Origin of the sequence: Kitasatospora atroaurantiaca (assembly GCF_007828955.1) — a bacterium.
GTDB classification, from domain to species: Bacteria; Actinomycetota; Actinomycetes; order Streptomycetales; family Streptomycetaceae; genus Kitasatospora; species Kitasatospora atroaurantiaca.
Map to the genome: position 1 here is coordinate 7,726,815 of NZ_VIVR01000001.1, position 25,834 is coordinate 7,752,648.

Consider the following 25,834-nt stretch of genomic DNA (forward strand, 5'->3'; position numbering starts at 1 on the left):
CGGAAAGGCTATTGGCGGATGCCGTGGCCGGGCTCTGAGCCGCCTGGCGCGCATTGGCGCCCCAACGAGAACGCCACCGGACCGGCTCCTGCGGAGTTACCGCGAACTGGTGACCGCACTGACCCCGCCGCGACCCGAGGTCGCCCCACGGTCATCGCCGGCGTGCGACCACGATTGTTGGGGACCCTGAGTCGTCGTCAGCGTGTCAGATCCATCATGCCTTGTCAGAGGCTCTTGGAGTAGGACGGAGAGCACGCCCGGGTTCCCTTGCCCGCATCTGCCGATCACCCGCAGACTCGACGACATCCACTCCAACGGCCGCGTGCCGGTGCCTGTCCCCAGGTGCCGGTGCGTACGTCGTGCTGCCCCGCCGTCGGTGGTGGCTGGGAGTGCCGGGATGAAGGGGGAACGCGATGGATCAGGACGCGGTACAGCGGGCGAGGGTGCTGCTCCTCGGCTCGAACCGGCGGGTGTTGCGCGGGCCGGACGCGCTAAGGGTCTACCGGGTGCTGACGCAGGTCAGCCCGGAGGTGTACGGGTCCAAGCTTGCGTATGTGCTGGTCGAGGCGAGCCGCAGTCCCAGGTTGAGCGATCTGCCGCAGGTGCGGCTGGCGCTGCTGGACGAGGCGATCGAGGTCGCAGAGGCACTGCACCAAGCGAACCCGTTCCGGGCGAAGGTACTCGCCAGGGCGCTTGACGCCCGCCGACAAGAGCGGACCGGCTGAGCCATCTAGGCCCGCACTCCAGCGGAACGCCCGCATGACGGGTGATTCTGCGCCACCTGGCCTGACCGCCCTGCCCTGCCCGTTGCTGGGCAGGGCAGGGCGGTCAGGTGAGCGCATGCGAGGGGGACGAGTGGCTCGTCACCGACCATCCACGGAGCACGCACACCACCACCAACGGACGAATCGTCACACCGGGCACCGCCAACCAGCCCACATCCACGAGACCGTGTTACGGGCTTAGAAGCCGTTGTCGTACCGATCAAGGAACTTGTCGATCGAACGGAAGTCCCGATTGGGTGATCGTCGAGCGGTTGGCGCATGAAGGTAGGGCCTCCTGCACAGCTCAAGGGTGTCGAGTCCGTGAGCAAAAAGCAGGAGGCCCTGGTGTTGCAGTCTGTCGTGCGCGTGCTGGTTGCGTCCAACTCCCGCGTGTCGTTGTGTGATTGCCTCGCGCATGTGTACGGGAACGCGGCTGATCGGCCAGAGCGCCGGCCGCGGTATCCGTCGGACATGACGGACACGGAGTGGGCCGTGGTCCGGGCATCGCTGCCGGTGCCGGGGTGGCTGGAGGGGCGGGGCGGCCAGCCGGAGGGCTATTGCCACCGACAGATGCTGGATGCCGTGCGGTATCTGGTCGACAACGGCATCAAATGGCGGGCGATGCCGGCGGACTTCCCCGCTTGGGACCGGGTCTACGCCTTCTACCGACGCTGGCGCGACAAGGGCCTGATCAAGGAGCTGCACGACCGGCTGCGCGACAAGGTTCGGCGGGCCGAGGGCCGGGATCCGGAGCCGACGGCGGGGATCATCGACTCGCAGTCGGTGCGGGCCGCCGCGTCGGTGCCGGCCGCAACGCGCGGATACGACGGCGGGAAGATGGTGCCGGGCCGCAAGAGGCACATCGTGGTGGACTGCCTCGGGCTGCTGCTGGCCGTGCTGGTCACCGCCGCGAACGTCACCGACCGAGAGGCGGGTGCGAGCCTGCTGGCCCGGCTGCGGGCACGGTACTTCCGGCTGACGCTCGTGTGGGCCGACGGCGGCTACACCGGAAGCCTGGTCGACATCGCCGCGAAGGCTTGGCGCATCGCGTTGACGGTGGTCAAACGCAACCACGACACTGCGGGCTTCAAGGTGCTGCCGAAGAGGTGGCTGGTGGAACGGACATTCGCGTGGCTGATGCGCTCACGCCGCCTGGCCCGGGACTACGAAACCCGCACCGACACCGCCGAGGCGATGCTGCTGTGGTCGATGACCATGGTCATGAGCCGCCGCCTGGCCCGCCGGTCCAGCTGAACCGGCCCGGCGTGTCCTCGGCCAGCCAACCCCTGGCCACCAGGCGTTTGGCGCGAGACCGCACCGCACCCTCGATCTTTGCCGGGGCCAGCTCCAGCCCCAGCGCGGCCGCGATCTCCTGACAGCTCATCGATCCGCCTTCGCCGGCATGCTGCCGATCAGCCAGCAGATTGACGATGCGCTGATACTCCACCGCCAGCACGCTCGGCGCGAGCCCGGACCGCCACACCGGCACGACCGAACGGCCCGGCGCCGCCCCGGACGCGGGAGCTGTCTCCGCGGCCTGCTGCCCCTGCGATTCCGCCAGGACCCGGTCGACCCTTTCCCGGGCGATCGTCCATCGCTCCCAGTCCGTCTCCGCGTCCCGCAACTCGGCCACGATCCGGTCCACTTCCTCGCGCAACGACTCCACCCGCTGCCGAGCGGCCAACTCCCGCTCCTCCAGCAATCCCATCACCGACGCCACCCCGGCACCTCCACCGCGAGACAACCCGATGGACCAACCCTGCCGCGCCGCCACGGACTCTATGCCTGGCCTGCGGAAACAAGCCGATCACGCCCGATAAGACAACGGCTTCTTACGAGTTCCCCCGCGATTGAGACGGGGGTGAAGCGGGCGATGGTGTGGTGCCGGCCCGCCCGATCGCGGTCCTGGCAAGATAGCGGCATGGAACGTGAACCGCCCCGGGTTCGGTGGGGACTCGATTTCGTGTAAGGATTCGAGTCATGGCACGTCCCTCTTCCTACCCGCCTGAGCTGCGCCGTCGTGCGGTGCGCATGGTTGCCGAGGTCCTCGGTGACTACCCGAACGAGTCGGCCGCGCTGCGGGCCGTCGCGGAGAAGCTGGGCATCGGCTCGGCCGAGACCCTGCGCAACTGGGTGCGACGCGACCAGGTCGACTCCGGTCAGCGCCCGGGCACGACCACGGAGGAGTCCGCGCAGATCAAGGCGATGAAGAAGGAGATCGCCGAACTCAAGCGCGCCAACGACATCTTGAAGGCCGCGGCGAGTTTCTTCGCGGCCGAGCTCGACCGGCCACACCTTCGCTCGTAGCGTTCATCGACGAGCACCGGGGCCGCTTCGGCGGCGTCGAGCCGATCTGCCGCGTTCTCACCGAGCACGGCTGCAGCATCGCCCCCTCCACCTACTACGCCCAGCACAAGCGCCTGGTCTCGCCGTGTGCTCGCACTCTGCGCGACGAGGAACTCAAGCCGCTGATCAAGGAGGTCCATGACACCAACTACCGCGTCTACGGGGCCCGGAAAGTCTGGCGCGAGCTGCAACGCCAAGGCCACGAGGTGGCCCGCTGCACCGTCGAACGCCTGATGCGTGAACTCGGCATCGCCGGCGCCGTGCGTGGCAAGAAGGTGATCACCACCATCCCCGACCCGGCCGCCGTTCGCGCCCCGGACCTGGTGGACCGTCAGTTCGTCGCCGGCGCGCCGAACCGCTGCTGGGTCGCCGACTTCACGCACATCGCCACGTGGTCCGGCGTCGTCTACGTCGCCTTCGTCGTGGACACCTTCTCCCGCCGGATCGTCGGCTGGGCCGCGTCAACGTCCAAGGAGACCCGGCTCGTCCTGGACGCGCTGGACATGGCGCTGTGGCAGCGCGACCGTGACGGGTTCCCCCACCAGAGAGGCGAGTTGATACATCACTCGGATGCCGGGTCGCAGTACACGAGTTTCCGGCTCGCCGAGCACCTGGACGCCGTCGGCATCGCGGCCTCGATCGGATCCGTCGGCGACGCCTACGACAACGCCCTGATGGAATCCACCATCGGCCTCTACAAAACGGAGCTGATCAAGCCCGGCCGGCCCTGGAAGACCCTCGCCCAGGTCGAGCTCGCCACAGCCGAGTGGACCGACTGGTACTGCCACCGGCGACTCCACGGTGAGATAGGCCACGTCCCACCCGCCGAATACGAGACCGCCTACTACCTCACAGCCACAAAACCCCAGGTCACAACCACAACCTGAGCTCTCTACCGAACCCGGGGCGGTTCAACCCCAGCCGGTGAACCTTCCCGGTCACGGCACTGGGGCGTGTATCGAACGTGCCTGGTGAGGATGGCGGAGAGCCCATTTATGATCCAGAATGATTGGATGGTCACGCTTGAGACTCCCCGTTTGATCCTGCGTCGCTGGCGCGAGGAAGACGTTGCGCCCATGGCTGCCGTCAATGCCGACCCCGAGGTCATGCGGTGGATCCGTGACGGCAGCGTCCGTGACGAACAGCAGACTCGCGGCGGGGTCCAGGCATGGGAGAGCGAGTGGGAGTCACAGGGCTTCGGCCTGTTCGCCGTGGAGATCCGGTCCACTGGCGAGCTGGCCGGGTTCACCGGCCTTTCGGTGCCCGACTTCTTGCCGGAGGTACTGCCGGCGGTTGAGGTCGGCTGGCGGCTGGGACGTTCCCACTGGGGGCAGGGCTTGGCCACCGAGGCCGCTGCGGCCGCTGTACGGTTCGGGTTCGAAGAGCGGGGGCTGGAGCGGATCGTCAGCATCACTCAAGTGGGCAACGACGCCTCCGAACGAATCATGATCAAACTGGGGATGCGTCCGGTCCGTGAGACCGTCAATCCCACCTGCGGTCGGCGAGTACGGGTGTTCGAGTTGTCGTCAGGCCAGTACGTCACAACCACTCGTTGATGGCGGCAGCGAGGACGTAGCCTCGTAGCGGACCGCGAGTTTGTCGTACCTGGTGGCCACGGCTCGATGGCTCTTGAGGCGATTGATGCCGCACTCGACCGCGCGTGATGCCGCACTCGACCGCGCGCCGGGCCTTGTAGTCCTCTGGGTCGAACTTCGGTGGCCGGCCACCGCTGGACCCGCGCTTCTTGCGGCCGCGGACCTGGTCGGCCTTGTCCGGAATGGTGCAGCGGATACCGCGACGCCGCAGGTAGGCGTCGTTCTTGCGGGACGCGTACGCCCTGTCTGCTGTCACTCAATCGAGCCCCTTGACAGCGATTTCGGCCCGAAGCCGGTGTGTGTCTGGGCCTCCCTGACGGACAACCACGACATTTCCCTCCCCTCCGGCAGGATCAGGTCCTACGTCCACGACCGCGCCGCCGCCACACCATAGTGTTCAGCCTGCTGGCTCCCAGCTACTGACGTCGGCGCGTCAGGGTGAACTGTCCTGAAGACCCTCATGGGCGTGGTGTGGTGGCTGTATCTGATGGTGTGTGAGGTACGCGGATGGGGGCGGGCTGACCGCTGAGGGACGGCTGCGCCGGAAGTCGGTGCGGATGCGGGCGGCTGAGCTGTTCGAGCAGAGGGTCAAGCCGTCGGAAGTGGCACGGCGTCTGCGGGTGAGCCGGAAGTCGGCCTGTCAAAGGCATGAGTTGTGGCGGGACGGCGGCGCTCAGGCTCTGGCCTCTCGCGGCCCGGGCGGGTCGCGGTGCCGTCTGTCGTCGCGGTGCCTGGAGAAACTCGCCGCGTATGACTGGCTGACGGTGTTCCTGCTTCCCGCCTACTCGCCCGGCCTCAACCCCGTGGAGTGGGTCTGGGCACACGTCAAACGCAGCCTGGCCAACCTCGCCATCATGGCCCTCGACCGACTCGAGGCCCTCGTACGCAACCGGCTCAAACGCCTGCAGTACCGACCCGACACCCTCGACGGCTTCATAGCCGTCACCGGCCTGACCCTCAACACCCCAACGTCACCCTGACAAGCCGAAGTCAAGTAACTGCGCGATCACGGCCCCCGTGTCAGCCGTCGATGTGCTTCCGCGCGGCAGCGATGAACGCCTCGGTGGTGGTGGCCAGCTGCCACAACGCTTCGTTGAGAGGCACGTTGGGGTCGGTTGACCCCGCCTACCACTGGCGGTTGTTGCGGATGGCCGGTTCATTGAAACGCCCCTGCTCCTCCTGCTGGGTAGCCGGGCCTGGAACCGCACTATCTGATACGAGAGCTGATCGTCTACCGTGTGCGCATGGAACTCCGGGAACCTGCCTGCCCGCAGTGCGAGGACACTACTCAACTGGGGGTCTTCGAGGAGCGCCGCAGATCCTTGGTCCACCCGGCCGGCGGGGTCCGGATGTTCGCCGCCGCCACCCTCGCGGTCTGGGGCGCGGCCATGCTGGCCCAGGCACGGCTCGTGGTGGGGGCACTGCTGCTCGCGGGGGCCGTGCTGGTCGGGGTCCGCGCGGTGCGGGCGGTGCGCCGGGCGAGGTGGGCGCCACGAGCGAAGGTGTTGTACTGCCCCCGGTGTCTGATGCGCTTTCGGCCCGAAGAGCAGGTCGCTGAGATGAATGATGCGAAGAGCCGATGCTAGGTAGGCGATCACCGAGCGGGTGACGGGCCACGCCGGAGCCCAGGCCGACTTCCGGCTCATCCGCAGACGCCGTGCCACTTCCGACGGCTTGACCCTCTGCTCGAACAGCTCGGCCGCCCGCATCCGCACCGAGTCCCGGCGCAGCCGTCCCTCAGCGGTCAGCCCGCCCCCGTCCGCGTACCTCACACACCATCAGATACAGCCACCACACCACGCCCATGAGGGTCTTCAGGACAGTTCACCCTGACGCGCCGACGTCAGTAAGGTCGCCCGAGTCGTTGACCTTGCCGACGCAGGCCGCTTCGGCACCGCCGAGAGCAGCATGTCGAGGCAGGGCCGGCGTCTGCGATTCGAGAGCGACGGCAATGTCCTGGAGCATCGAGCCCATCGAGTCCCACAACGGAACCCCGAGCCTCCAACGCTCGTGATCCCACAAGAAGATCGCACCGTGGTGCTCGCCAGCCCGAAGGTCGACAACGAGGCCGTCACCGCCAGGACTCATCGCGATCGGCATGAACTCCGGCAGAAACCGAGGTTCCTCCTCCCCGTTCTGATCGAACAGGGACTCTTCCTGCTCCGCGACGAGCAGCCAGATCTCCCGTGTCTCCGGAGCCTCTTCCAGCGCCACCGGAGCGAACGATCCAGGAAACCAGTAGTCAGCGCTGACGTTGGTCAGGGCCCACCATCCCCGCACGTCAGCGGGCAGTGTCACCGCCAGCGCGGCCTCGACTGCATCGAGGCGCCCCACAGCCGCCGCCGGCCTGATGGGGCCTTCCGGACGTGCGCCCTCAGCCAGGCGTCGATGCGATCCCACGACTCCCGCACACCATGATCAATAGACATCATGGCCGGCAGTCTCCCAGGCCGCTCTGACAGCGACGCCCCGGTCCCGGGGCACGGGCCGCAGGAGCCGAACAGGACCCCAGCCGGCCGGCGGAAGCCCTCTGTTACGTGACATCCAATCAGGCCCGCCCAGGTCAGCCCGCCCATCCCGGGCCAACTTCCTTGTCAACGGACAATGCTGAACCTCAAGGCGGCGGTCGGCGCGGTGGCTTTGTTCACGAGAACCCGACAGCACTTGTACACGAGTTTGGGCAGCACTCGAAAGTTCTGCAGAAATCGAACAGTTCATGGCTTCGGGCACCGCGGGCCCCTGCCGGGTTGGCAGGGGCCCGCGGTGCAGAGAGCTGAGGAGGGCCGGGACTTGTCCTCGATGAGCGGCATCCTGGCCGACTCCGCCTACCGTCTGCTGGTGGCCTGACGGCCCGGTCTCACTTCAGGTGCCGGGCGAAGAACCGGGCCCCGGCGTCGAGCTCGAACCACGGGGTGCCGGTGTGTCCGCCCATATTGGCGTGCAGCGTCTTCTCCTTGGTGCCGAAGGCGTTGAACAGGTCCAGGGCCGCCTGCCGGTCGTTCCCTTCGTCGTCCCACTGCAGCAGGACCTGCAGCGGAATGGTGACCTGGCGGGCCTCCTCGAACATGGCGGCGGGCACGAGACTCCCGGCGAAGAGTCCGGCGGCCGAGATGCGCGGCTCGACCACCGCCAGCCGGATGCCGATGGAGATCACTCCCCCCTCGTACCCGACCGGGCCGCCGATCTCGGGCAGCGAAAGGAGGGCGTCCAGGGTGGCCTGCCATTCCGGGACCGCCTTGTCGACCAGCGGGAGGATGAGGGCGTCGACGATCTCGTCGCTGACCGGCTCGTCGGCCTCCATCGCCCGGCGCAGGTCGGCGCGGGCCTGCTCGGCGGCGGCCCAACGGGGCCGGTCACCGCTCCCGGGGAGCTCGATGGTGGCCGCGGCGAAGCCGTACTCCGCCGCGTAGTACCGGGCCCGCCCCGCCAGCCGGGGGTACATCTTGTGCAGTCCGAGGGGCGGGGGGCTGATCAGGATCAGCGGTGCCGGTGCGGATGAGGGCGTCCACAGGATGCCGGGGATCTCGCCGAGGGTGAATTCGCGTTCGAGGACGCCGTCGTCGAGGCGCTGTTCAGAAGTGAATTGCATGGTCGTGCCTTTCGGGAGTGCTCTTGAACGGCGCTCCCGGACGACCTATCGCCCGACCGTGACCCCGGAGGGGAGCACCCATGTCGATACTGCGTTCACGGGTACCACCTCCTCGTTCTCTCGCACGGCCTCCGGAAAACTAGCAGTGGTCGCCGTGGTCCGCCAACAGGTTTTTGCGGAGGCTCCGTGGCCGGAGGCCACGGAGCCGGAACACACGCAGAGCTAGGGCGCGTTGCGAAAGTGATCAGGCCAATCGCTTGATAACTCACAAACCCTGGATGGCTTCGCCCAAGTCGGGGCCGTAGGAGGCCCAGCAGATGACTGAACCGTCGGAATCGAGCTGCCCCATGTACCAGTCGTCGTCAGCTCGCACGAGACACAGGCCATGGAAATAGGCGCGGTTCGCCCGGGAACCGTAGGCCCTGTCGGCGCGGACCGCGGCAGGACGCGTGCGCGGTCGTCCGCTACCGGGGCGAGGCACTCGGATGCCCTCCAGGACGGGCCGGAACTGCGGGCTGTCGTGCCGCTGGCCGGCGGTCACCAGGAGCGACAGCGGCTTCTGCGCCTGCTCGACTGCCAGGTGCAGCTTGGTCGTCCATCCGCCACGGGAACGTCCCAGGGCGTGATCGTCAGGCTCGACATCGACACCGCCGGGCGGTTCCTGTTGCAAGTCGCCCTTGCGTGCTCCGGCGGCGTGCTGGTGGGCGCGGGCGATTGTGGAGTCCATGTTCACCTCCCAGATGATCAGTCCGTTCGCATCGGCCCGGGCCTGCAGCCGTTCCAGAATCCGTTTCCAGGTCCTGTTGCGCTGCCAGCGCGTGAACAGGTCGTAGACCCGCTCCCACGGGCCGTACCGCGGTGGCACGTCCCGCCACGGCGCCCCGGTCCGGATCCACCACCGTATGCCGTCGATCAACTGTCGCCTTGTCCGAATCCGAGGACGTCCCGGCTTCTTGCCTCGCGGCAGCAGCGGTTCCAGTCGTTCCCACTGGCTGTCCGTCAGATCACCCCGCACCACGAACAGCGATCATCATGCCCTTGATCCACTTTCGCAGTGCGCCCTAGTACTCCAGCCGTAGATCGTGATCACGGATGGGAAGGTCAGGCCCGGGACGCTCCGAGGAACCGCAGCACGGCCAGGACGCGGCGGTGGTCCGCGTCGACCACGGGCAGGTCAAGCTTGGCGAAGATGTTGTTGATGTGCTTCGCCACGGCGCTCTCGCTGACCACCAGCGCCTGCGCGATGCCGGCATTGGAGCGCCCCTCGGCCATCAGGCCGAGCACCTCCCGTTCGCGGGGGGTCAGCCGCGCGAGCGGGTCGCTGTCGCGCCGCAGCAGCAACTGGGCGACGACCTGCGGGTCCAGGGCCGTGCCCCCGTCCGCCACCCGCCGCACCGCCGCCACGAAGTCGGCGACATCGGCAACCCGCTGCTTGAGCAGGTAGCCCACACCGCTGGTGTTCGCAGACAGCAGGTCAGCCGCGTACCGCTCCTCCACGTACTGCGAAAGCAGCACCACCGGCGTCCCCGGCCAGCGCCGACGGATCTCCATCGCCGCCCGCACCCCCTCGTCGGTGAAGCCGGGCGGCATCCGGACGTCGATCAAGGCAAGTTCGGGCCGGTGCTCCGCCACTGCCGCCAACAGCCCCTCCGCGTCGCCGGCTTCCGCGGCGACCTGGAACCCACCCATCTCCAGCACCTTGATCAGGCCGACCCGCAACAAGACCGAATCCTCGGCGATCACCGCGCGCACGGCAGCTCCGCGGTGATGGTGGTGGGCCCGCCAACGGGGCTGCTGACGTGGAAGGCCCCGTCGAGGGAGCCGACCCGCTTGGCCAGCCCGGTCAGCCCCGTGCCGGCGGCGGCGTCGGCACCGCCCAGCCCGTCGTCGGTAACGCGCACTAGCAGCACCTCGCCGACCTGACGGACTATCACCTCTGCACGCATCGCGTTGGCGTGCTTCGTTGCATTGGTCAGCGCCTCAGAGATCACGAAGTACGCGACTGACTCCACGTTGGGCGCCACCCGCTCCTCCAGATTGACCCGCAGCCGCACCGGCAGGGGCGTGCGGGCAGCCAGCCCGGACAACGCCGCGTCCAGACCTCGGTCTTCGAGCACGGCCGGGTGCAGCCCCCGCACCAGGTCATTGAGTTCGGCGATCGCCTCCTTCGCCTCCAGGTGCGCTCTCGCGATCACCTCGCGGGCATCACTCGGCAGGTCCGGGCGGGTGGCAATGGCCAGACCCAGGTTGACCGCGAGAGACACCAACCGCTGCTGGGTGCCGTCGTGCAGGTCGCGCTCGATCCGGCGGCGCTCCGCGTCGACGGCCTCGATCAAGTCGGTCCGGCTCACGGTCAGCTGATCGACCCGCTCCTGGAGCCGCTGCGCCCGGCTGGGCCCGAGCAGGCCCAACGCCAGCCGCGCCTCGGCCCGGGCTACTGCCCGCGCGGTCCAGGGCAGGGCGCACAGGAGGAGGAGTCCAGCCGCTGTGTAAGCCGGCAGCTGGGTCAGGTAGCCGAACCAGTCCTGGCGAATTCCGGTTGGCAGCGCCCATGACCAGGCGTAGGCGATGACGCCCGCCAGGCACGCCGCTGCCACCGCGAGCACCAGCAGCTCCAGCAGCGCGAGCAGCGGGCCCAGCAGGAGGTGGTAGCCGATCTTGCGCCAAGGCCGCGTCGCCGCGAGCCACCGGGCGGTCGAGGCCCACGTCCATTGTTCCGGCGCGGTGGGGGTGAGCCGGGGGACGTCCACACCGATGAGCACCCGGTAGCGAGCCCGCTGAACGGCCGTCAGCACCGGGGTGCCGAGCAGGACCAGGGCGGCCGACATGGAAACCGTAAGGAGCCAGTTCCCCGTCCTGGCGGTAGTCGCCGCCGCCCAGGCCCACACGGGCACCAGCGCCAGGTGCGGCAGCACACCAGCGGCAAGAAAGCCGGTGTCCCGCTGCGCCCGGAGGACCGTGCGTCTCAGTCCAGCTGGAATCGTCATGGCACGACGCTAGGGCACCGCAGGAGGATGGTGCCATGAAACCTGTACCCGATCTCATGGTGAACCTAGGGTCCGTTTCATAAGTGGATCAAGGTCTGCCATGATCCATTCGTGGGGCGTGGAGATCTGACGAGCGAGCAATTTGCGCCGTGAGGCGCTGCTGGTTCGAGCGGAGGTGGGAGACCTTCGCCGCTGACCTTGTCGCAGCAAGGCGGTGGAGCTGAGGGCAGCCTGATCCGGGTGATGCCGGGGAGGGCGGGAGCGGCCCTGACAACGTCGGGACGTGCCAGTACTGCCAGATGGTGCGGGTCCGGTAAGCGTGGTGGAGAGGAGTACGAGAGGAACCGGCGTCGTTACGTCCTAAGAAGCCGTTGTCTTATCGGGCGTGATCGGCTTGTTTCCGCAGGCCAGGCATAGAGTCCGTGGCGGCGCGGCAGGGTTGGTCCATCGGGTTGTCTCGCGGTGGAGGTGCCGGGGTGGCGTCGGTGATGGGATTGCTGGAGGAGCGGGAGTTGGCCGCTCGGCAGCGGGTGGAGTCGTTGCGCGAGGAAGTGGACCGGATCGTGGCCGAGTTGCGGGACGCGGAGACGGACTGGGAGCGATGGACGATCGCCCGGGAAAGGGTCGACCGGGTCCTGGCGGAATCGCAGGGGCAGCAGGCCGCGGAGACAGCTCCCGCGTCCGGGGCGGCGCCGGGCCGTTCGGTCGTGCCGGTGTGGCGGTCCGGGCTCGCGCCGAGCGTGCTGGCGGTGGAGTATCAGCGCATCGTCAATCTGCTGGCTGATCGGCAGCATGCCGGCGAAGGCGGATCGATGAGCTGTCAGGAGATCGCGGCCGCGCTGGGGCTGGAGCTGGCCCCGGCAAAGATCGAGGGTGCGGTGCGGTCTCGCGCCAAACGCCTGGTGGCCAGGGGTTGGCTGGCCGAGGACACGCCGGGCCGGTTCAGCTGGACCGGCGGGCCAGGCGGCGGCTCATGACCATGGTCATCGACCACAGCAGCATCGCCTCGGCGGTGTCGGTGCGGGTTTCGTAGTCCCGGGCCAGGCGGCGTGAGCGCATCAGCCACGCGAATGTCCGTTCCACCAGCCACCTCTTCGGCAGCACCTTGAAGCCCGCAGTGTCGTGGTTGCGTTTGACCACCGTCAACGCGATGCGCCAAGCCTTCGCGGCGATGTCGACCAGGCTTCCGGTGTAGCCGCCGTCGGCCCACACGAGCGTCAGCCGGAAGTACCGTGCCCGCAGCCGGGCCAGCAGGCTCGCACCCGCCTCTCGGTCGGTGACGTTCGCGGCGGTGACCAGCACGGCCAGCAGCAGCCCGAGGCAGTCCACCACGATGTGCCTCTTGCGGCCCGGCACCATCTTCCCGCCGTCGTATCCGCGCGTTGCGGCCGGCACCGACGCGGCGGCCCGCACCGACTGCGAGTCGATGATCCCCGCCGTCGGCTCCGGATCCCGGCCCTCGGCCCGCCGAACCTTGTCGCGCAGCCGGTCGTGCAGCTCCTTGATCAGGCCCTTGTCGCGCCAGCGTCGGTAGAAGGCGTAGACCCGGTCCCAAGCGGGGAAGTCCGCCGGCATCGCCCGCCATTTGATGCCGTTGTCGACCAGATACCGCACGGCATCCAGCATCTGTCGGTGGCAATAGCCCTCCGGCTGGCCGCCCCGCCCCTCCAGCCACCCCGGCACCGGCAGCGATGCCCGGACCACGGCCCACTCCGTGTCCGTCATGTCCGACGGATACCGCGGCCGGCGCTCTGGCCGATCAGCCGCGTTCCCGTACACATGCGCGAGGCAATCACACAACGACACGCGGGAGTTGGACGCAACCAGCACGCGCACGACAGACTGCAACACCAGGGCCTCCTGCTTTTGCTCACGGACTCGACACCCTTGAGCTGTGCAGGAGGCCCTACCTTCATGCGCCAACCGCTCGACGATCACCCAATCGGGACTTCCGTTCGATCGACAAGTTCCTTGATCGGTACGACAACGGCTTCTAACTTCGTCACCGACTCCAATCTGGTGGATATGGGTCGGGCGCGGTGCGCACGGTCGCCTTCGGGGGCCGGAACTCCTGGGGCGTCTTATTGCTTGCGCCCGGGAGGCCATGAGGAAGGTCTGCGGCGTACTCATGGCGATGCCGCTGGGATACAGCCGGGCTCCTACTCCACCGAGCGAATCACAGTGAACACGGGAACCACCTGTCCACGGTTCCCGGTCGGCGGGCCTCCAACTCGCGGGCCGGGATAGGCACATCGACTGCTGAACGGGATGGGTGGGGCGGAGCCGCCGTAGTACTCCGAGCCGGGGAAAGCCCGGCACATGGGGAAGGGCGGCAGCGGTTTTGAGAAGGGAGGAGGCTGCAATGCCGAAAGAAGCACCGGTGAACACCGGTGCCCTGCTGGAACAAGCCCCGTTGGGGCCTCGTCAGCGGGTATCGGAGATGCAGGCCAAGCTTCACCGTTGGGCGGCGGCCGATCCCGGCCGCCGGTTCGACGACTTGTTCAACCTCGTGCACGACCCGGCGACGCTGATCGTGGCGTTCGATCGGGTGGCCGGCAACCGGGGGGCTCGAACCGCCGGCATTGATGACCTGACGGTCGCCGACGTGGAGGAGCGGATCGGAGTTCCCGGGTTTCTGGACGACCTGCGTGCTCAGCTCAAGGCGGGCACGTTTCGGGCTCTTCCGGTGCGGGAGAAGATGATTCCCAAGCCGGGCGGGTCGGGGAAGGTCCGGCGACTGGGGATTCCCGTCGTTGCCGACCGGGTCGTCCAGGCCGCGCTGAAGCTGGTGCTGGAGCCGATCTTCGAGGCCGACTTCAAGCCGGTCTCCTACGGGTTCCGGCCCAACCGGCGGGCCCAGGATGCGATTGCCGAGATCCACTTCTTCGGAACCCGCGGATACCGCTGGGTTCTGGACGCGGACATCCAGGCGTGCTTCGACGAGATCGAACACGCCCCGTTGATGGACCGCATCCGGATGCGGATCAAGGACAAGCGGGTCCTGGCCCTGGTGAAGGCGTTCTTGAAGGCCGGGGTCCTCACGGAACTCGGAGAGCTTCAGGACACCCACACCGGGACACCGCAGGGAGGCGTCATTTCGCCCCTCCTGGCCAACATCGCCTTGTCGGTGCTCGATGAGCACCTTCACCGGGCATGGGAGCCGGAGGGTGTGATGTCGACCCAGCGACAGCGGGAGAGGCGGCGGCGTATCAAGGGCCTGCCGAACTGGCGAGTCGTCCGCTACGCGGACGACTTCGTGGTTCTGGTCCACGGGACCGAGCAGGACACCGAGATCCTGCGCGAGGAGATCGCTCACGTCCTGCGGCCGATGGGCCTTCGGCTTTCGCCAGCGAAGACCCGCGTCGTCCACATGAGCGAGGGTTTCGACTTCCTGGGGTTCCACATCCAGTGGCGCCGCAAGCGAGGAACGAGCAAGTGGTACGTCTACACCTTCGTCGCTCAACGGCCCCAGCGGTCGGTGAAGGCGAAGATCCGTGCCCTGACCCGCAAGACGTCGCAACAGGACCTGGGTTACGTGCTGACCAGTCTGAACATGGTCATGCGCGGATGGGCCAACTACTTCCGGCACGCCGTCGCGAAGAACACCTTCAGCATGCTGGACAACTTCACCTGGTGGAGGCTGATCCGGATGCTGCGCGAGCGGCACCACTGGACGTGGTCGGATGTCCGCCGCCGGTTCGTCACCCCCTCCGGGCGGTGGCTTCCGATAGCGGCGGGCGAGGTCGAACTGCAGAAGATCAGCGCGATCCCGGTCACCCGGTATCGCTACCGCAGCAAGTCGATCCCCAGTCCCTGGCCCCTGCAAGAAGCTTGACGGCAAAGGCCGTGGAGAGCCCGTTGCGTTGAGAGGCGCACGGCGGGTTCGGCGAGAGGTCCGGGGAAACGGGCCGGGAGCAATCCCGACACCGCGCCCCGGGCCTACTCAGCGGGCCAGGCTGGAGCCGCTGTTGCCCGTGGGCAAGAAGCCTGGGCGGCCTCCGGTCTGGTCCAAGCAGCAGCTGATCAACGGCATACGCTGGCGGACGCGGACCGGTGCGCCGTGGCGCGACGTTCCCGCCCGCTACGGCCAGTGGGAGACCATCTACGGTCTCTTCCGGCGCTGGCAGCGTGACGGCACTTGGAGCCGGATCCTCACCCAGTTGCAAGCCGAGGCCGACGCGAAAGGCCTGATCACCTGGGACGTGAGCGTGGACTCCACCGTCGCGCGGGCGCATCAGCACGCGGCTGGCGCCCGCAAAAGGGGGATTTGCAGCGGGACAAACCAGGTGGAGTTGCTGCCGAGCCCGCCGACCACGGGCTCGGACGCTCACGAGGTGGACTGACCACGAAGGTGCACCTGGCGGTCGAGCACGGACAGAAGCCGCTCTCCTTCCTGGTCACAGCTGGCCAGCGGCACGACAGCCCCCAGTTCCCGAGAAACCGTCGCGACCTGCACCCACGCGGCGATCAGTCCGCTGTGCCGACGGGCCGAAGCCCTGGCGCTACCGATGCTCGGGTATGTCGACCCGTACGACGACACTTGGTTCAACCAGTCGCAGATACGGCTTGTCGTCCCCGAGCTCAGCGCTCTGCTTGACGACGCGTCCCCCGCGGAAGCCGAGGCGGCGGCTGAGCTGCTCGTTCTCTCGGAACAGCTTCAGCACATGCCCCACCGCTACCTCGTCTTCGTCGGAGACTGACAGGCACTTCTGAGAGGACGTTAAGTCCGTTTCTGGTAGCGGCCTCGTCCGGGCTGGGTGAGGAAGCCTTGGCGGGTGAGGCGTCCCAGGCGACTGCGGGTGACGTTCAGGGCTGGGTCGTCGGTGGGCATGCCGATGAGTTCGTGTAGTTCGCGGACTCGGAATGTCTGGTCGGGGTGCTGGTTGAAGGCGTTCACGATGGCCTGGTAGGCGGCGCTCGAGCCGGCCGGATCCGGTGCGATCCCGGTCGGCGCGAGTTCGGTGATGACCTTCCGGGTGGTGGCCAGGTCCGCGAGGCGTGCTTCGGTATCGGTGAGGGCGGCGGTGAGGTGCTCGATCTGGTCGCGTAGTTCGTCGGCGCGGGCAGTGGCCTCGTCGTGCCGGGCCTGGAGGTCCGCCAGGAATTCGGTGACGTTCATGCGGCCGCCTGGAGGGTGTCGCGCCAGGCCGGTGCGGGTGTGGTGAGGCGGCGGGCCATGTTCGCGGTGGAAGCCCAGTAGACGCGCGAGGCGGAGTTGTCGGGCCTGTGGTCGTACTCGCGGGCCAGGCGCCGGTGCAGCATCAGCGTGCCGTTGACCTGCTCAACCACCCACCGCTTGGGCTGCGGGACGAAGCCCCTGCCCTGGTCGGCCGGGTTGCGGCGGACGACCTCGACGGTGACGTCCAGCAGTGCGCCGTGGATGATCACCTCGTCCTTGAAGCCCTGGTCCACCAGGGCTTTCTCCAGGCGGTTGCCGCACCGCTCGGCCGCCTGGTCGAGCAGGGCCGTGCCGGCGGCGTTGTCGTGCGCCGACGCGGCCAGGACCACGACGCCGATGATCAGCCCCAGCACGTCGACGGCCAGTCCCCGCTTGCGCCCCGGTGTCCTCTTGTTCGCGTCCAGTCCCGTCGTGGTCTTGGGGACACCCGCGGCCGCGCGCACGGACTGGGTGTCGATGACCACGAGGGACGGGTCCTCTAATCGGCGGGCCTTCTCCCTCACCTGGCAGCGCAGAAGTTCCTGGATTCGCTGGTCAAGCCCGTCCTGGCGCCACAGCGTGAAGTAGTAGAACACCGCCGACCAGACCGGCAGATCGTGGGGCAGGTAACGCCACTGACAGCCCGTCCGGTTCTGGTAGAAGATCGCGTTCACGACCTCCCGGAGATTACAGGCCCCGGGGTCTCCGGTCGCCGACCGCCTCACACGGTCCTGTTTCCAGGCCGTGATCATCGGCTCGATCAACACCCACTGCTCATCCGATAAGTCGCTGGGATACGGCTCTCGCTCCATACCTCTGATCCCAGCATGCACATGCCGAATGTCCGGCCGGTACGACGATCAGTACCACGAACGAGCGATCACGAACCGAGAGATAAGGGACTTAACGTCCTCTGAAACACGGCCTAGATGCCCGACCCCTGCCTTCTGGCGCCTGCCCCTTGCTCTGCCAGGACTGGACGAACCCCGCTGAACCGCTCGCGGCTCGCGCCCTCGGCCCGCTGCCCGGTCCCGAGCCGAAGCAGCGCCCCGCCGCGCACGCCGCGCTCGGACACCGCTCAGGCACGACGTCAGCACGGGGTCAGGACCGTGTCAGGGTGGTGGGCCATAGTCGTTCCTGTGCACAGGGGGCCCAGAGAGAGACCGAGGCCTACTGCACAAGTTGGACGGCGCGCCGATGCGCAGGCTGTTCCGCTGGGAGAGGTGCCCGGAGTGGTTTATCGGGGACCGGGGCTCTGGCCCCGATCGGGTGAAAGCCCACGCAGGTTCGAATCCTGCCTTCTCCGCCGACACGGCCAGCAACCAGGCCCCGGTCGCGCAACGCCGGCCCGCGACGGTTGCCCGGCCAAGCCCCGGAACCCACCCGCCATGGCGAGCCGGCGCACGCTCGGCACTGACCGGCCATCAACTCCACCCGCGCCGCCTCCGAAGCCGGGCCAAGCCGCACCTTTCCGCATGTTCTGCAGCTGCGCCGCGGCCGCGCCAACCCTCGAACACGGGCCCGCCCGGCAGGCTGCGCCGTGCCGCTGGTGGGGTTCCTCGAGACCGCCCGCCGCCTCGCCGCGGGCCACACCGTCTACATCGGAAGCCGCGACGCCGAACGCGGGCGCCTGGCCGCCGAGCAGTTGGGCGCACCGCTGGTCCAGCTCGACACCACCGATGACGCGTCCGTCGAGGCGGCGGCGAGGACCATCGAGGCCGATGGAGGGCTGGACGTACTGATCAACAACGCGGGCACCGAGATCTTCCTCGGCCGGCTCGGCACCACACGCAATACCGAACGCACCCGGCTCCGGGCCGACTACGACCGGCCCTCCGCGTCGTCGCTGAGATCGACGCCGCCAACACCATGGACGAGGAGTCCGCACGAGAATCTCCGCAGCCCAGCGGACCGGGAACGACAGCCGCATCCGGGCCGCCATGGACCGGCTCCTGCGCGGCGAGATCCCGCCCGGCGGAACGTGCGACGTCAAGACCTTCGCCCGCGAAGCGGGCGTCGACCGCACCGCCTTCCACGGCACCTGCCCCTACGCGTACCTCCGCGCCGAATTCGAGCAACGTCTCCAGGCCCTGCAGCAGGCCGGAGACATCCCCGACCCCCGCGAAGCCCAGATCACCCGCCTCGAAGCAGATCGCCCGATCGGAGCAGACGATCGACGAGCTCACGGACTACCGCACCCAGGCCCTTGTCTGACTCACCGCCCAGCACGAGGAGATCAGTCGACTCCGCGAAGCCGCCGTGGGTACCACTCGGGTCAGCCGGCTGCCGCCACCCCGAACCACCGTCATCGGGACATGCAGTCAATGCCGCATACCCGACCGAAGGCCGGCGCTCGCTGATCAGATCGAGGTGGCGTCAGCCAGCGAAGGCACGGCGCACGGACGCAGGACCATGAGTGAGTCCTCCAAGGCCGCCACCATGGCAAAGGGAAACCGGTCGAGCTCAAGGCAGAGTGCAACGTCATCAGGATGGACTCCTTGACGCACACCCTCCGCCAGCTCGGCGGCGGCGCGCGACTCGGCAGCGCGGCGAAGGAACCCAGCAGCATCCGTCCCAGCCTCGGCAGCTCTCCGAGCGATGTATTGAGCGCACGCCAGATCTTCATCGGCCTGTCCGTCGTCGCCGGTGACCACGAACGTGACACTGTCACTCCTGCGTGTCCGCAAGAGCCGAGCCGTTGCCTCCGCCACCACGAAGCTGGCGCACAGCACCAGCGACGCCTCCTTGACCGCAAGGGCGCCGACCGTCCCTGCCGTGGTCTTCTGCACAACGGTCCGTCCGCCAAGGTCAACAGACCGCAGCAGGCCCGGCGAGTTGACCATGTCGAACCCAGGCGCGGGCGGCCCGTCTTTGAGCGCCACCCGATCCCGGTGGCGAGCCTTGAGCGCCAGAGCGTCGTCCAGCGACTCGGCAAGAATGATCTTTTCCGCCCCCTGAGCAAAGGCCCAGGCAGCCACGGTGAAAGCACGCATGACGTCGACTACGACCGCCACGGACGGAGCCTCGGCCAGCTCAGCGATGCCAACGAAACGAGTGTCCATTCCGATCATGATCGCGCATGCCCGACCCGAAGCAGTCAGAGAGTGATCTACATCATATCGACGGTCTCGAAGGTGCAACACCTCCGGCTGCCTGCGTCACAAAGGTGGTCCGCAACAACACGCCTGCTCAATCACCACACGGGGTCACCTGCACACGGCCTTTGCGGGACACAAGGCACACGTTCGAGACGAACGTGTTCGGCACCGTGCGTGTCCTGCACGCGTTCCTGCCGCTGCTCGAGCGCTCCGAGGCCCCGGCCGTGGTCAACGTCAGCAGCGGCCTGGCCTCGCTGACCCGGCTCACCACTTTGGGTGGCCCGTCGTACGTCTACCCGGGCGTGGCGTACCAGGCGTCGAAGACAGCGGTCAACGTGATCACCGTGCAGTACGCGAAGGGGTTCCCGAACATGCGGATCAACGCGGTGGAGCCCGGCTTCACCAGGACCGACCTGAACGGGAACACCGGCGTCCAGACCGTCGAGCAGGGCGCCGAGATCATCGTGCGTATGGCGCAGGTGGACCCCGACGGCCCCCACGGGAGGCTACTTCGACGCCGAGGACGCCCTTCCCTGGTAAGGCCGCACCAGGCGCCGTCACCTCGAGGGCGCCGCGCTCGGACACCCTCACAGACGTCAGCACGACGTCAGGACCGCGTCAGAGCGGTGGGCCATAGTCATACCTGTGCACAGGGGCCCGTAAAGACACCGGGGCTCACGGCACAACGAGGACAGCAAGCGGTCCGCAGGCTGTTCCATTGGAGAGGTGCCCGGAGTGGTTTATCGGGGATCTGAGCTCTGGCTCTAGTCGGGTGCAAGCCTGCGCAGGTTCGAATCCTGCCTTCTCCGCTCAAGAAGTAACAGCGACCGCCGCAGACTTCTACTCGACGGCCCGCGCTCTACGGGCGGAGGGTCGTCACCGTTGAGACTGGTACTGATAGGTGGCGGCTCCCCGGCCTCACCACGGTGAGTGACCGCACCGGGTCCGAATCTCTATTGTGTCGCTACCGTTGCGCACCGTCCACACCCACTGGGGGTACGTCGAGGGCACCTTCCGCCTGGACATGGACAAGCGGTCGACCTGGCGCTGGATGCCGCCGTGCCCCGCCCGCACCGCGACGGACGAGGCCGGTTCTCGACCGGAGATCGCCAAGCAATAAGATCATTCCGCATCACGACGCGAAGGGGAGCTCAGCGGCGCGGGTTGCGGTGATAGGTGGGGGTATCAGCGGGCTGGGGACGGCGATCATGCTTGGCCGGCGGGGCCATATGGTCACGTCCAAAGCACGACGGCCCGACCCGAGATCAGTGGGATGCACTCCTCCCAGGCTGAGCGCTTGCCCGGCACCTGGCACAGAAGATCGACGCAGTCATCACCTGAGCACTTGACTCACCCGCCGTAATCACCAGGCGCGAGGGCTGCCAGCTATCACTTCCAGAAACCGCCAACTATCACTGCCAACTCGCGCAGCCACCTGCACGAACCGCAGAGCTGCCGCTCAAGATCGCCAACTGCTGCCCAAACCGCTGATCACCGCGGCGGCGGCGGCGAGTTCGTCCTCGGTGGCGAAGTGCTCGCGGAAGGCGGTGGCCTCGACCGGTCGGTGACGGACGACCAGTCGGCGACGGTGGTCGCGACGCCCTGGAAGTCGCCTGGAACGGCACGGCGAAGCTTCGTACCAGCACTCTGGCAGAGGTGCTGAGCGAACGTCACTGCGCGACGGCCGTACCGTGGGGATCTGACTTCGAGGAAGGGAAGACGGGTGCGGTACAAGGTGACGGTGGATGTCGCGGCAGCGCCGGATCGGGTGTGGGAGGTGCTGGCCGACATCGAGGGCTGGCCCCGCTGGACGGTGTCGATGACGAGCGTAAGGCTGCTGTCCGGCGGCCCAGTGGCGGTGGGCAGCGAGGCGGAGGTCCGACAGCCCAAGCTGACGTCCGCGGTGTGGCGGGTCACCGAGCTGGAGCCCGGGCGCAGCTTCGAGTGGCGCTGCGAGAACCCGGGATTCACCACGATCGGCACGCACCGGATCGAGCCGCTCGGTGAGGACCGGTCGCGGGTGGTGCTCGGCCTCCAGCAGAAGGGGTTCCTGGCGCCGCTGCTCGCATTGGCGTACGGCAAGCTGACCCGCCGGTACGTGGACATGGAGGCGGCCGGGCTGAAGCGGTACTGCGAGGCGCACGGCGGCTGAGCGGTGCGGGGCCGCAGCCCCGAACCGCCCGGCTCAGGCACGTCAGTTGCGGTACGCGTCGTACTGCGGCGCCGCCTGGACCTGCCGCGGCACCGGAGCGCCGGTCGGGCGCCGGTGGCCGCGGGGGAGGCGGGTGAGGGACCGTCGGCCCGGCACAGAAGGCCCCGGCTGGAGGACCCCGCAGACCCCGCACCTAGCGCGGCACGATCTCTCTGTACGAACTGGCGCGTCCGCCGCGCTGTCGACACCGCCACCAAGAACGTCTGAGTGCCTGTCTGAACCCCGGACCGGGTGAGGTCGGTAGCCTGATGCCAGGTGAGCCGTGGGCCAAGTTGGGGCCCACCAACTTGAGAACGATCAAGGATCTCCGGCCTACCACCAGACTTCGCCGGCCTCCGGGTGACGGTCTCCGTGGAGACCGTCACCCGGAGGCTCGTGTGTCTCACAAACCCCAACGGTTCCGCGAACGCTTCCTCAGACGTCTCTTTTCGGGCAGCCCCTGGGTTGACGTGCCGCATCGGGGTTCAGTGTCCCGTCTCACGAGATCTTGCCTCTGTCTCACCTGACCTTGTCCGGTTCGCGCGCAGGGACAAGGCCAGGTGAGACAGCGCAGGCCAGCTGTCCGGTCTCGACGAACGTGAGGGAGTCTCACTGGACAAGGCGAGCGGTGAGCCAGTCATCTCCCATGAAAGTGCCGAGGTTGTCCGTCGCCGGCACGTTCCCGAACGCGCCTGTCAGCGGTGACGTTGGTTCGCTGCGATCACCCGTAGACGGCGGCCCTGTAGCCGGCAGCATCAAGGAGCTCGTCGAGCTCGGCCCTGTTGGACGGCTTGAGCTTGAAGATCCATGCGCCGTAGGGATCCGTGTTGATCGACTCCGGGCGGTCATCCAATACCCCATTGACGGCGATCACCTCGCCGCCGATCGGCGCGCAGACATCCAATACGGCCTCGACCGACTCCACGAGGCCGGCTATGTCCCCCTTGGCCAGAACCGTGCCGATCCGGGTATCCACGAACCAGATCTCGCCGAGGTCCTTCTGGGCGTGGTCACTCAGGCCGACCGTCACAGTGCCGTCCGCTTCCGAGCGAGCCCACTCGTGCGACATGGCGTACCGCAGGTCAGTCGGAATTTTCGACATGGTCTCTCCTTCGAAGCCGTAGTTGATCAGCGTGCTCATCGTGCCCGACGATCGCGGCAGAGGCGCGACGTCCCCCGAAGTGGCCAACGGAAGGTCAGCCCATCGTCGGCGACCACTGCGGGGCGAGACCCGTGAGGCGGGCCCGGGCGGATGTGCGGAAGGCCGCCACGAGGCGGTTGCGGTCGCCGTCCCGGGTCGCCAGCACGACGTGGCTGGGCTCGACGCCTTCAAGCGGGACCGTGGTGAGGTCGGGGCGCAGGGTGTGGGTGTGGACGTGGGCCGAGATGGCCACGGCCTGCCCGGCGGCGATGAGTTCGAACTTGTCCTCGACGGCCTCGATCAGCGGGCCGTCGGGTGCCGGCCGTCCGTCGGGCCGGGGGTCGATCCGCCAGAAGGCGCTCAGGAGCGGGTCGTCACCTCGCACCATGGGCAGGGGTTCGTCGGCGATGTCGTCAAGGGTGACCCCCTCCTTGCCGGCGAGTCGGTGGTCCCGCGACACCACCAGCACCCGGGGCTCGTCGTAGAGGGGAGTCACGTCCAGGCCGTCGGTCGGGAACGGCAGCCGGGAAACCACGGCGTCCACGCGGTGGTCGAGCAGCGCCGGGCGCGGTTCATCCGAGGTCAGGTGCATGGTCCGCACCTCCGCCTCGGGGTGCCGGCGGCGCAGCTCGCGCACGGCCGGGGTGACGATGATGCCCGGCGTGTAGCCGACGGTGATGCGGCTGGGCTGGGCCGCGGCCCGGGTGCGCGCCGCGGCCCGGTCGGCGGAGTGCAGCAACTCCGTGGCGAGCGGCAGGAAGACCTCGCCGGCCTCCGTGAGGTGGTTGCCGTGGGGCGTGCGTTCGAACAGGCGGGCGCCCAGTTGCTGTTCGAGGCGCTGGATCTGCCGGCTCAGCGACGGCTGGGTGGTGTGGAGGGCTTCGGCGGCACGGCCGAAATGCCGGTACTCGGCCACAACGGTGAAGCACCACACCAACCGCAGATCGAGGGTCGTCGGAGGTGGTAGCGAGCCGGGCACCGTTCCAGCGTAGCCCTCACGCCATCCCGTCGACACCCGCACGACCACCGTGACCGGTGGCGATACACGGAGCGTATTGCCCGTTGCGAAGCATTCATTGGACCCGACCGGTGCGGTCGCCGCAGAGTGGGATCACCGGCCGGGCGCCGCCCCAGCGAGCGCCCCATCGGGCCGGTCCTCAATCTTGTCTCCAGGGAGTGCATCGTCATGCGTGTGTTCGTCACCGGCGCGTCCGGGTTCATCGGTTCCGCTCTCGTGTCCGATCTCATCGCCGCCGGCCATCAGGTGGTCGGGCTCGCCCGCTCGGATGCCTCGGCGGCAGCTCTGACCGGCGCCGGTGCCGAGGTGCGCCGCGGCACTCTGGAGGACCTTGACAGCCTGCGCGCCGACGCTGCCGAGGCCGACGGAGTCGTCCACCTGGCGTTCAACCACGACTTCTCGCAACACGAGGCCGCGGCGCGCGCCGAGCTGCGCGCAATCGAGACGCTCGGTGACGCCCTTGAGGGCTCGGACCGGCCGCTGGTCATCGCCGACGGGGGGCCTGTGGGGAGTGAGCAGGACGCGCTGCCCGCCTCGCCGAGCCCCCGGATCGCCGGCGCCCGGGCCGCGCTCGCGCTCGCGGAGCGCGGCGTGCGCTCGTCCATCGTGCGGCTCGCGCCGACGGTCCACGACCGGAGCACGTGCGTCATGGTCGCACAACTGGCCGGCATCGCCCGCGAGAAGGGCGTCTCCGGCTACCTCGGCGACGGGTCCAACCGCTGGCCCTCGGTACACCGGCTCGATGCCGCGCGCCTGTTCCGCCTCGCGGTGGAGAAGGCACCGGCGGGGTCGGTGCTGCACGGCGTCGGCGAGGAGGGAGTGACCATCCGCGCCGTCGCCGAGGTCATCGGCCGCCATGTGAACGTACCCGTGACCGCCGTCACGGCCGAGGACGCCGGCGCCCACTTCGGCTTCCTGGCCGGCATCCTCGGGCTCGACAGGCCGGCCTCGAACACGCTGACTCGCGAATTGCTGGGCTGGCAGCCGACCCACCCCGGGCTCCTCGACGACCTCGACCACGGCCACTACTCCGAGAGCTGACCTCGCCTCGCGGGCGACGGCGGGGGCCGACACCGTCGCGTCGTTCATGTCTGTTGCCGTCGCGCAGATCAAGTCGAACCATCCCGAGCCAGTCGACGCGGTCTCGTGACACCCGTTCGGATTCGATTCGGGAAACGCTCACTCAAGGGTCAGGAAGCGGTCTTCAGCAGCCTCACGCAACGCTGATCAGCCGGATGCTTGTACGTGGCAGCAGATCCCAAAGGGCTCCGGTGAACGCACGGCCGGTGATCGGTCACGACCACGTGAGTACACGGGACTGAAGGGCGTGCGCGGGCGGACCTCGGTGTCGCGGACATCCCGATCGTCCTGGGCGAAGCCGGCTACCCATCGTTGCCGCCGCGTCCGCTTGCTCCCCGCAGTCCGGGGCGACCCCGACCGGTCAGCGTCGGGTCAGGGCGGTGTCAGCGTGGTGGGGAATAGTCATGGGTGTGCAGGGGGCCGGCTGGAGAAGGGTTCGCTGCGCGGCGGACGGCCTGCTGAGTGCGGGTGGCTCCGTTGGGAGAGGTGCCCGGAGTGGTTCATCGGGGATCGGAGCTCTGGCTCTGGTCGGGTGCAAGCCTGCGCAGGTTCGAATCCTGCCTTCTCCGCTCAAGCAGTAACAGCATGGTCCGCCCCAGAGCTGTTCAGCACCACCTCACCGCCGGGCTCTTTAGCGTCACCGTGTGTGAGCGCGATGCCCAGTCGCGGCCGAGCCGCTTCATCTGGTAGACGGTCAAGATGACACAACGGTAGGGGCGTGGGCTCTGACCTCGCGGGCTGTGACGAGCGGGGCCGTCGACCGCACACCTCGGGGCAGGGTCACGCTCGACGTCGTCCGCGTCGGACAGGAAGGGGTCTTGAGGGTCCGTCATGGATCCCGGGCCTTCGGGCGGTGCAGTTCTCCGG

General features: G+C 68.1%; 24 protein-coding genes, 3 tRNA genes and 5 pseudogenes. 18 read left to right on the plus strand and 14 right to left on the minus strand.

Going from position 1 to position 25,834, the window contains the following annotated elements; genetic code table 11:
- Positions 1–413 precede the first annotated feature (413 nt).
- Both FB465_RS34625 and FB465_RS34635 read left to right on the plus strand, forming a co-directional pair.
- Entirely contained in the window at positions 414–725 is a 312-nt protein-coding gene (locus FB465_RS34625; RefSeq protein ID WP_145796934.1) for a hypothetical protein, read from the plus strand.
- A gap of 510 nt (positions 726–1,235) precedes the next feature.
- Positions 1,236–2,018, plus strand: coding sequence for an IS5 family transposase (locus tag FB465_RS34635; protein WP_145796936.1), 783 nt, complete (start codon positions 1,236–1,238; stop codon positions 2,016–2,018).
- On the opposite strand, the gene FB465_RS34640 is transcribed toward FB465_RS34635, so the two are convergent.
- On the minus strand, positions 1,984–2,484 hold the full coding sequence (locus FB465_RS34640; protein WP_145796937.1) for a hypothetical protein: 501 nt from the start codon (positions 2,482–2,484) through the stop codon (positions 1,984–1,986). The genes FB465_RS34635 and FB465_RS34640 overlap by 35 nt on opposite strands.
- 260 nt (positions 2,485–2,744) lie before the next feature.
- On the opposite strand from FB465_RS34640, the gene FB465_RS34650 reads away from it, so the two are divergent.
- Positions 2,745–3,997 (plus strand): IS3 family transposase gene (locus FB465_RS34650; protein ID WP_246193060.1). Its coding sequence is split into 2 segments (ribosomal slippage): positions 2,745–3,027 and positions 3,027–3,997, totalling 1,254 coding nucleotides; the frame shifts between segments, so codons are not numbered across the junction.
- A 126-nt stretch (positions 3,998–4,123) separates the two neighbouring features.
- Positions 4,124–4,666, plus strand: coding sequence for a GNAT family N-acetyltransferase (locus tag FB465_RS34655; RefSeq protein ID WP_145796938.1), 543 nt, complete (start codon positions 4,124–4,126; stop codon positions 4,664–4,666).
- 18 nt (positions 4,667–4,684) lie between these two features.
- Here FB465_RS34655 and FB465_RS37315 read toward each other — a convergent pair.
- Positions 4,685–4,961 (minus strand): annotated as a pseudogene (locus FB465_RS37315) (IS5 family transposase); the annotation flags it as partial.
- A gap of 238 nt (positions 4,962–5,199) precedes the next feature.
- On the opposite strand from FB465_RS37315, the gene FB465_RS34665 reads away from it, so the two are divergent.
- Positions 5,200–5,685 carry a helix-turn-helix domain-containing protein gene (locus FB465_RS34665; protein WP_425461234.1) on the plus strand — a complete coding sequence of 162 codons (486 nt, stop codon included), beginning with the start codon at positions 5,200–5,202 and terminating at the stop codon, positions 5,683–5,685.
- A 264-nt stretch (positions 5,686–5,949) separates the two neighbouring features.
- Positions 5,950–6,291, plus strand: coding sequence for a hypothetical protein (locus FB465_RS36130; RefSeq protein ID WP_170290767.1), 342 nt, complete (start codon positions 5,950–5,952; stop codon positions 6,289–6,291).
- A 27-nt stretch (positions 6,292–6,318) separates the two neighbouring features.
- Here the strand turns inward: FB465_RS36130 and FB465_RS38050 are convergent.
- From FB465_RS38050 to FB465_RS34695, 6 genes and pseudogenes are all read right to left on the minus strand, one after another.
- Positions 6,319–6,477 (minus strand): annotated as a pseudogene (locus tag FB465_RS38050) (IS630 family transposase); the annotation flags it as partial.
- A 52-nt stretch (positions 6,478–6,529) separates the two neighbouring features.
- Positions 6,530–7,039: an SMI1/KNR4 family protein gene (locus FB465_RS34675; RefSeq protein WP_170290768.1), complete on the minus strand. Its 510-nt coding sequence runs from the start codon at positions 7,037–7,039 to the stop codon at positions 6,530–6,532.
- A 523-nt stretch (positions 7,040–7,562) separates the two neighbouring features.
- Positions 7,563–8,294 (minus strand): alpha/beta hydrolase, encoded by a 732-nt coding sequence (locus tag FB465_RS34680; protein ID WP_145796940.1) that lies wholly within the window; start codon positions 8,292–8,294, stop codon positions 7,563–7,565.
- Between the two features lie 265 nt (positions 8,295–8,559).
- Positions 8,560–9,312 (minus strand): IS5 family transposase, encoded by a 753-nt coding sequence (locus FB465_RS34685; RefSeq protein ID WP_342791872.1) that lies wholly within the window; start codon positions 9,310–9,312, stop codon positions 8,560–8,562.
- An 83-nt stretch (positions 9,313–9,395) separates the two neighbouring features.
- A complete protein-coding gene (locus tag FB465_RS34690; RefSeq protein ID WP_143600460.1) occupies positions 9,396–10,046 on the minus strand; it encodes a response regulator in 651 nt (216 codons plus the stop codon).
- The gene (locus FB465_RS34695) at positions 10,034–11,281 is read right to left on the minus strand and encodes a sensor histidine kinase (RefSeq protein WP_145796941.1); all 1,248 of its coding nucleotides are present in this window, start codon (positions 11,279–11,281) and stop codon (positions 10,034–10,036) included. The genes FB465_RS34690 and FB465_RS34695 overlap by 13 nt, the downstream gene beginning before the upstream one ends.
- Positions 11,282–11,757: 476 nt before the next feature.
- Between FB465_RS34695 and FB465_RS34700 the strand changes: the two genes are divergently transcribed.
- Positions 11,758–12,258 (plus strand): hypothetical protein, encoded by a 501-nt coding sequence (locus FB465_RS34700; protein ID WP_145796937.1) that lies wholly within the window; start codon positions 11,758–11,760, stop codon positions 12,256–12,258.
- Here the strand turns inward: FB465_RS34700 and FB465_RS34705 are convergent.
- The gene (locus tag FB465_RS34705) at positions 12,224–13,006 is read right to left on the minus strand and encodes an IS5 family transposase (protein WP_145796936.1); all 783 of its coding nucleotides are present in this window, start codon (positions 13,004–13,006) and stop codon (positions 12,224–12,226) included. The genes FB465_RS34700 and FB465_RS34705 overlap by 35 nt on opposite strands.
- Positions 13,007–13,553: 547 nt before the next feature.
- On the opposite strand from FB465_RS34705, the gene ltrA reads away from it, so the two are divergent.
- The 3 genes and pseudogenes from ltrA (at position 13,554) to FB465_RS36135 (ending at position 15,981) form a co-directional block, all read left to right on the plus strand.
- Positions 13,554–15,116 carry a group II intron reverse transcriptase/maturase gene (ltrA, locus tag FB465_RS34710; RefSeq protein WP_484140827.1) on the plus strand — a complete coding sequence of 521 codons (1,563 nt, stop codon included), beginning with the start codon at positions 13,554–13,556 and terminating at the stop codon, positions 15,114–15,116.
- Between the two features lie 82 nt (positions 15,117–15,198).
- Positions 15,199–15,713: pseudogene (locus tag FB465_RS34715) on the plus strand (IS5 family transposase); the annotation flags it as partial.
- A gap of 76 nt (positions 15,714–15,789) precedes the next feature.
- Positions 15,790–15,981, plus strand: a complete 192-nt coding sequence (locus FB465_RS36135) for a hypothetical protein (RefSeq protein ID WP_170290441.1) — start codon at positions 15,790–15,792, stop codon at positions 15,979–15,981.
- 20 nt (positions 15,982–16,001) lie between these two features.
- Here the strand turns inward: FB465_RS36135 and FB465_RS34720 are convergent, their stop codons facing one another.
- Together FB465_RS34720 and FB465_RS34725 are read right to left on the minus strand one after the other, a co-directional pair.
- Positions 16,002–16,400, minus strand: coding sequence for a hypothetical protein (locus FB465_RS34720; protein WP_170290769.1), 399 nt, complete (start codon positions 16,398–16,400; stop codon positions 16,002–16,004).
- A complete protein-coding gene (locus FB465_RS34725; protein WP_145796943.1) occupies positions 16,397–17,251 on the minus strand; it encodes an IS5 family transposase in 855 nt (284 codons plus the stop codon). The genes FB465_RS34720 and FB465_RS34725 overlap by 4 nt, the downstream gene beginning before the upstream one ends.
- 405 nt (positions 17,252–17,656) lie before the next feature.
- On the opposite strand from FB465_RS34725, the gene FB465_RS36140 reads away from it, so the two are divergent.
- Positions 17,657–17,745: transfer RNA gene (locus FB465_RS36140), tRNA-Gln, on the plus strand.
- A 234-nt stretch (positions 17,746–17,979) separates the two neighbouring features.
- Positions 17,980–18,201 (plus strand): annotated as a pseudogene (locus FB465_RS34730) (SDR family NAD(P)-dependent oxidoreductase); the annotation flags it as partial.
- 598 nt (positions 18,202–18,799) lie between these two features.
- Here the strand turns inward: FB465_RS34730 and FB465_RS34740 are convergent.
- Positions 18,800–19,501 carry a 2-phosphosulfolactate phosphatase gene (locus FB465_RS34740; RefSeq protein ID WP_342791873.1) on the minus strand — a complete coding sequence of 234 codons (702 nt, stop codon included), beginning with the start codon at positions 19,499–19,501 and terminating at the stop codon, positions 18,800–18,802.
- A gap of 173 nt (positions 19,502–19,674) precedes the next feature.
- On the opposite strand from FB465_RS34740, the pseudogene FB465_RS34745 reads away from it, so the two are divergent.
- From FB465_RS34745 to FB465_RS34755, 4 genes and pseudogenes are all read left to right on the plus strand, one after another.
- A pseudogene (locus tag FB465_RS34745) lies at positions 19,675–20,077 on the plus strand (SDR family NAD(P)-dependent oxidoreductase); the annotation flags it as partial.
- Between the two features lie 180 nt (positions 20,078–20,257).
- Positions 20,258–20,346, plus strand: a tRNA-OTHER gene (locus FB465_RS36145).
- 161 nt (positions 20,347–20,507) lie between these two features.
- Entirely contained in the window at positions 20,508–20,657 is a 150-nt protein-coding gene (locus FB465_RS36150) for a hypothetical protein (protein WP_170290770.1), read from the plus strand.
- Positions 20,658–21,260: 603 nt separating this feature from the next.
- Complete coding sequence (locus FB465_RS34755; RefSeq protein ID WP_211785923.1) at positions 21,261–21,689, plus strand: SRPBCC family protein; 429 nt, start codon at positions 21,261–21,263, stop codon at positions 21,687–21,689.
- Between the two features lie 760 nt (positions 21,690–22,449).
- Here FB465_RS34755 and FB465_RS34760 read toward each other — a convergent pair.
- On the minus strand, positions 22,450–22,869 hold the full coding sequence (locus FB465_RS34760; RefSeq protein WP_342791874.1) for a glycine cleavage system protein H: 420 nt from the start codon (positions 22,867–22,869) through the stop codon (positions 22,450–22,452).
- A gap of 55 nt (positions 22,870–22,924) precedes the next feature.
- A complete protein-coding gene (locus FB465_RS34765) occupies positions 22,925–23,848 on the minus strand; it encodes a LysR family transcriptional regulator (protein ID WP_145796946.1) in 924 nt (307 codons plus the stop codon).
- A gap of 207 nt (positions 23,849–24,055) precedes the next feature.
- Between FB465_RS34765 and FB465_RS34770 the strand changes: the two genes are divergently transcribed.
- A complete protein-coding gene (locus tag FB465_RS34770) occupies positions 24,056–24,928 on the plus strand; it encodes an SDR family oxidoreductase (RefSeq protein WP_145796947.1) in 873 nt (290 codons plus the stop codon).
- Positions 24,929–25,447: 519 nt separating this feature from the next.
- Positions 25,448–25,536, plus strand: a tRNA-OTHER gene (locus FB465_RS36155).
- Positions 25,537–25,834: the final 298 nt, after the last annotated feature.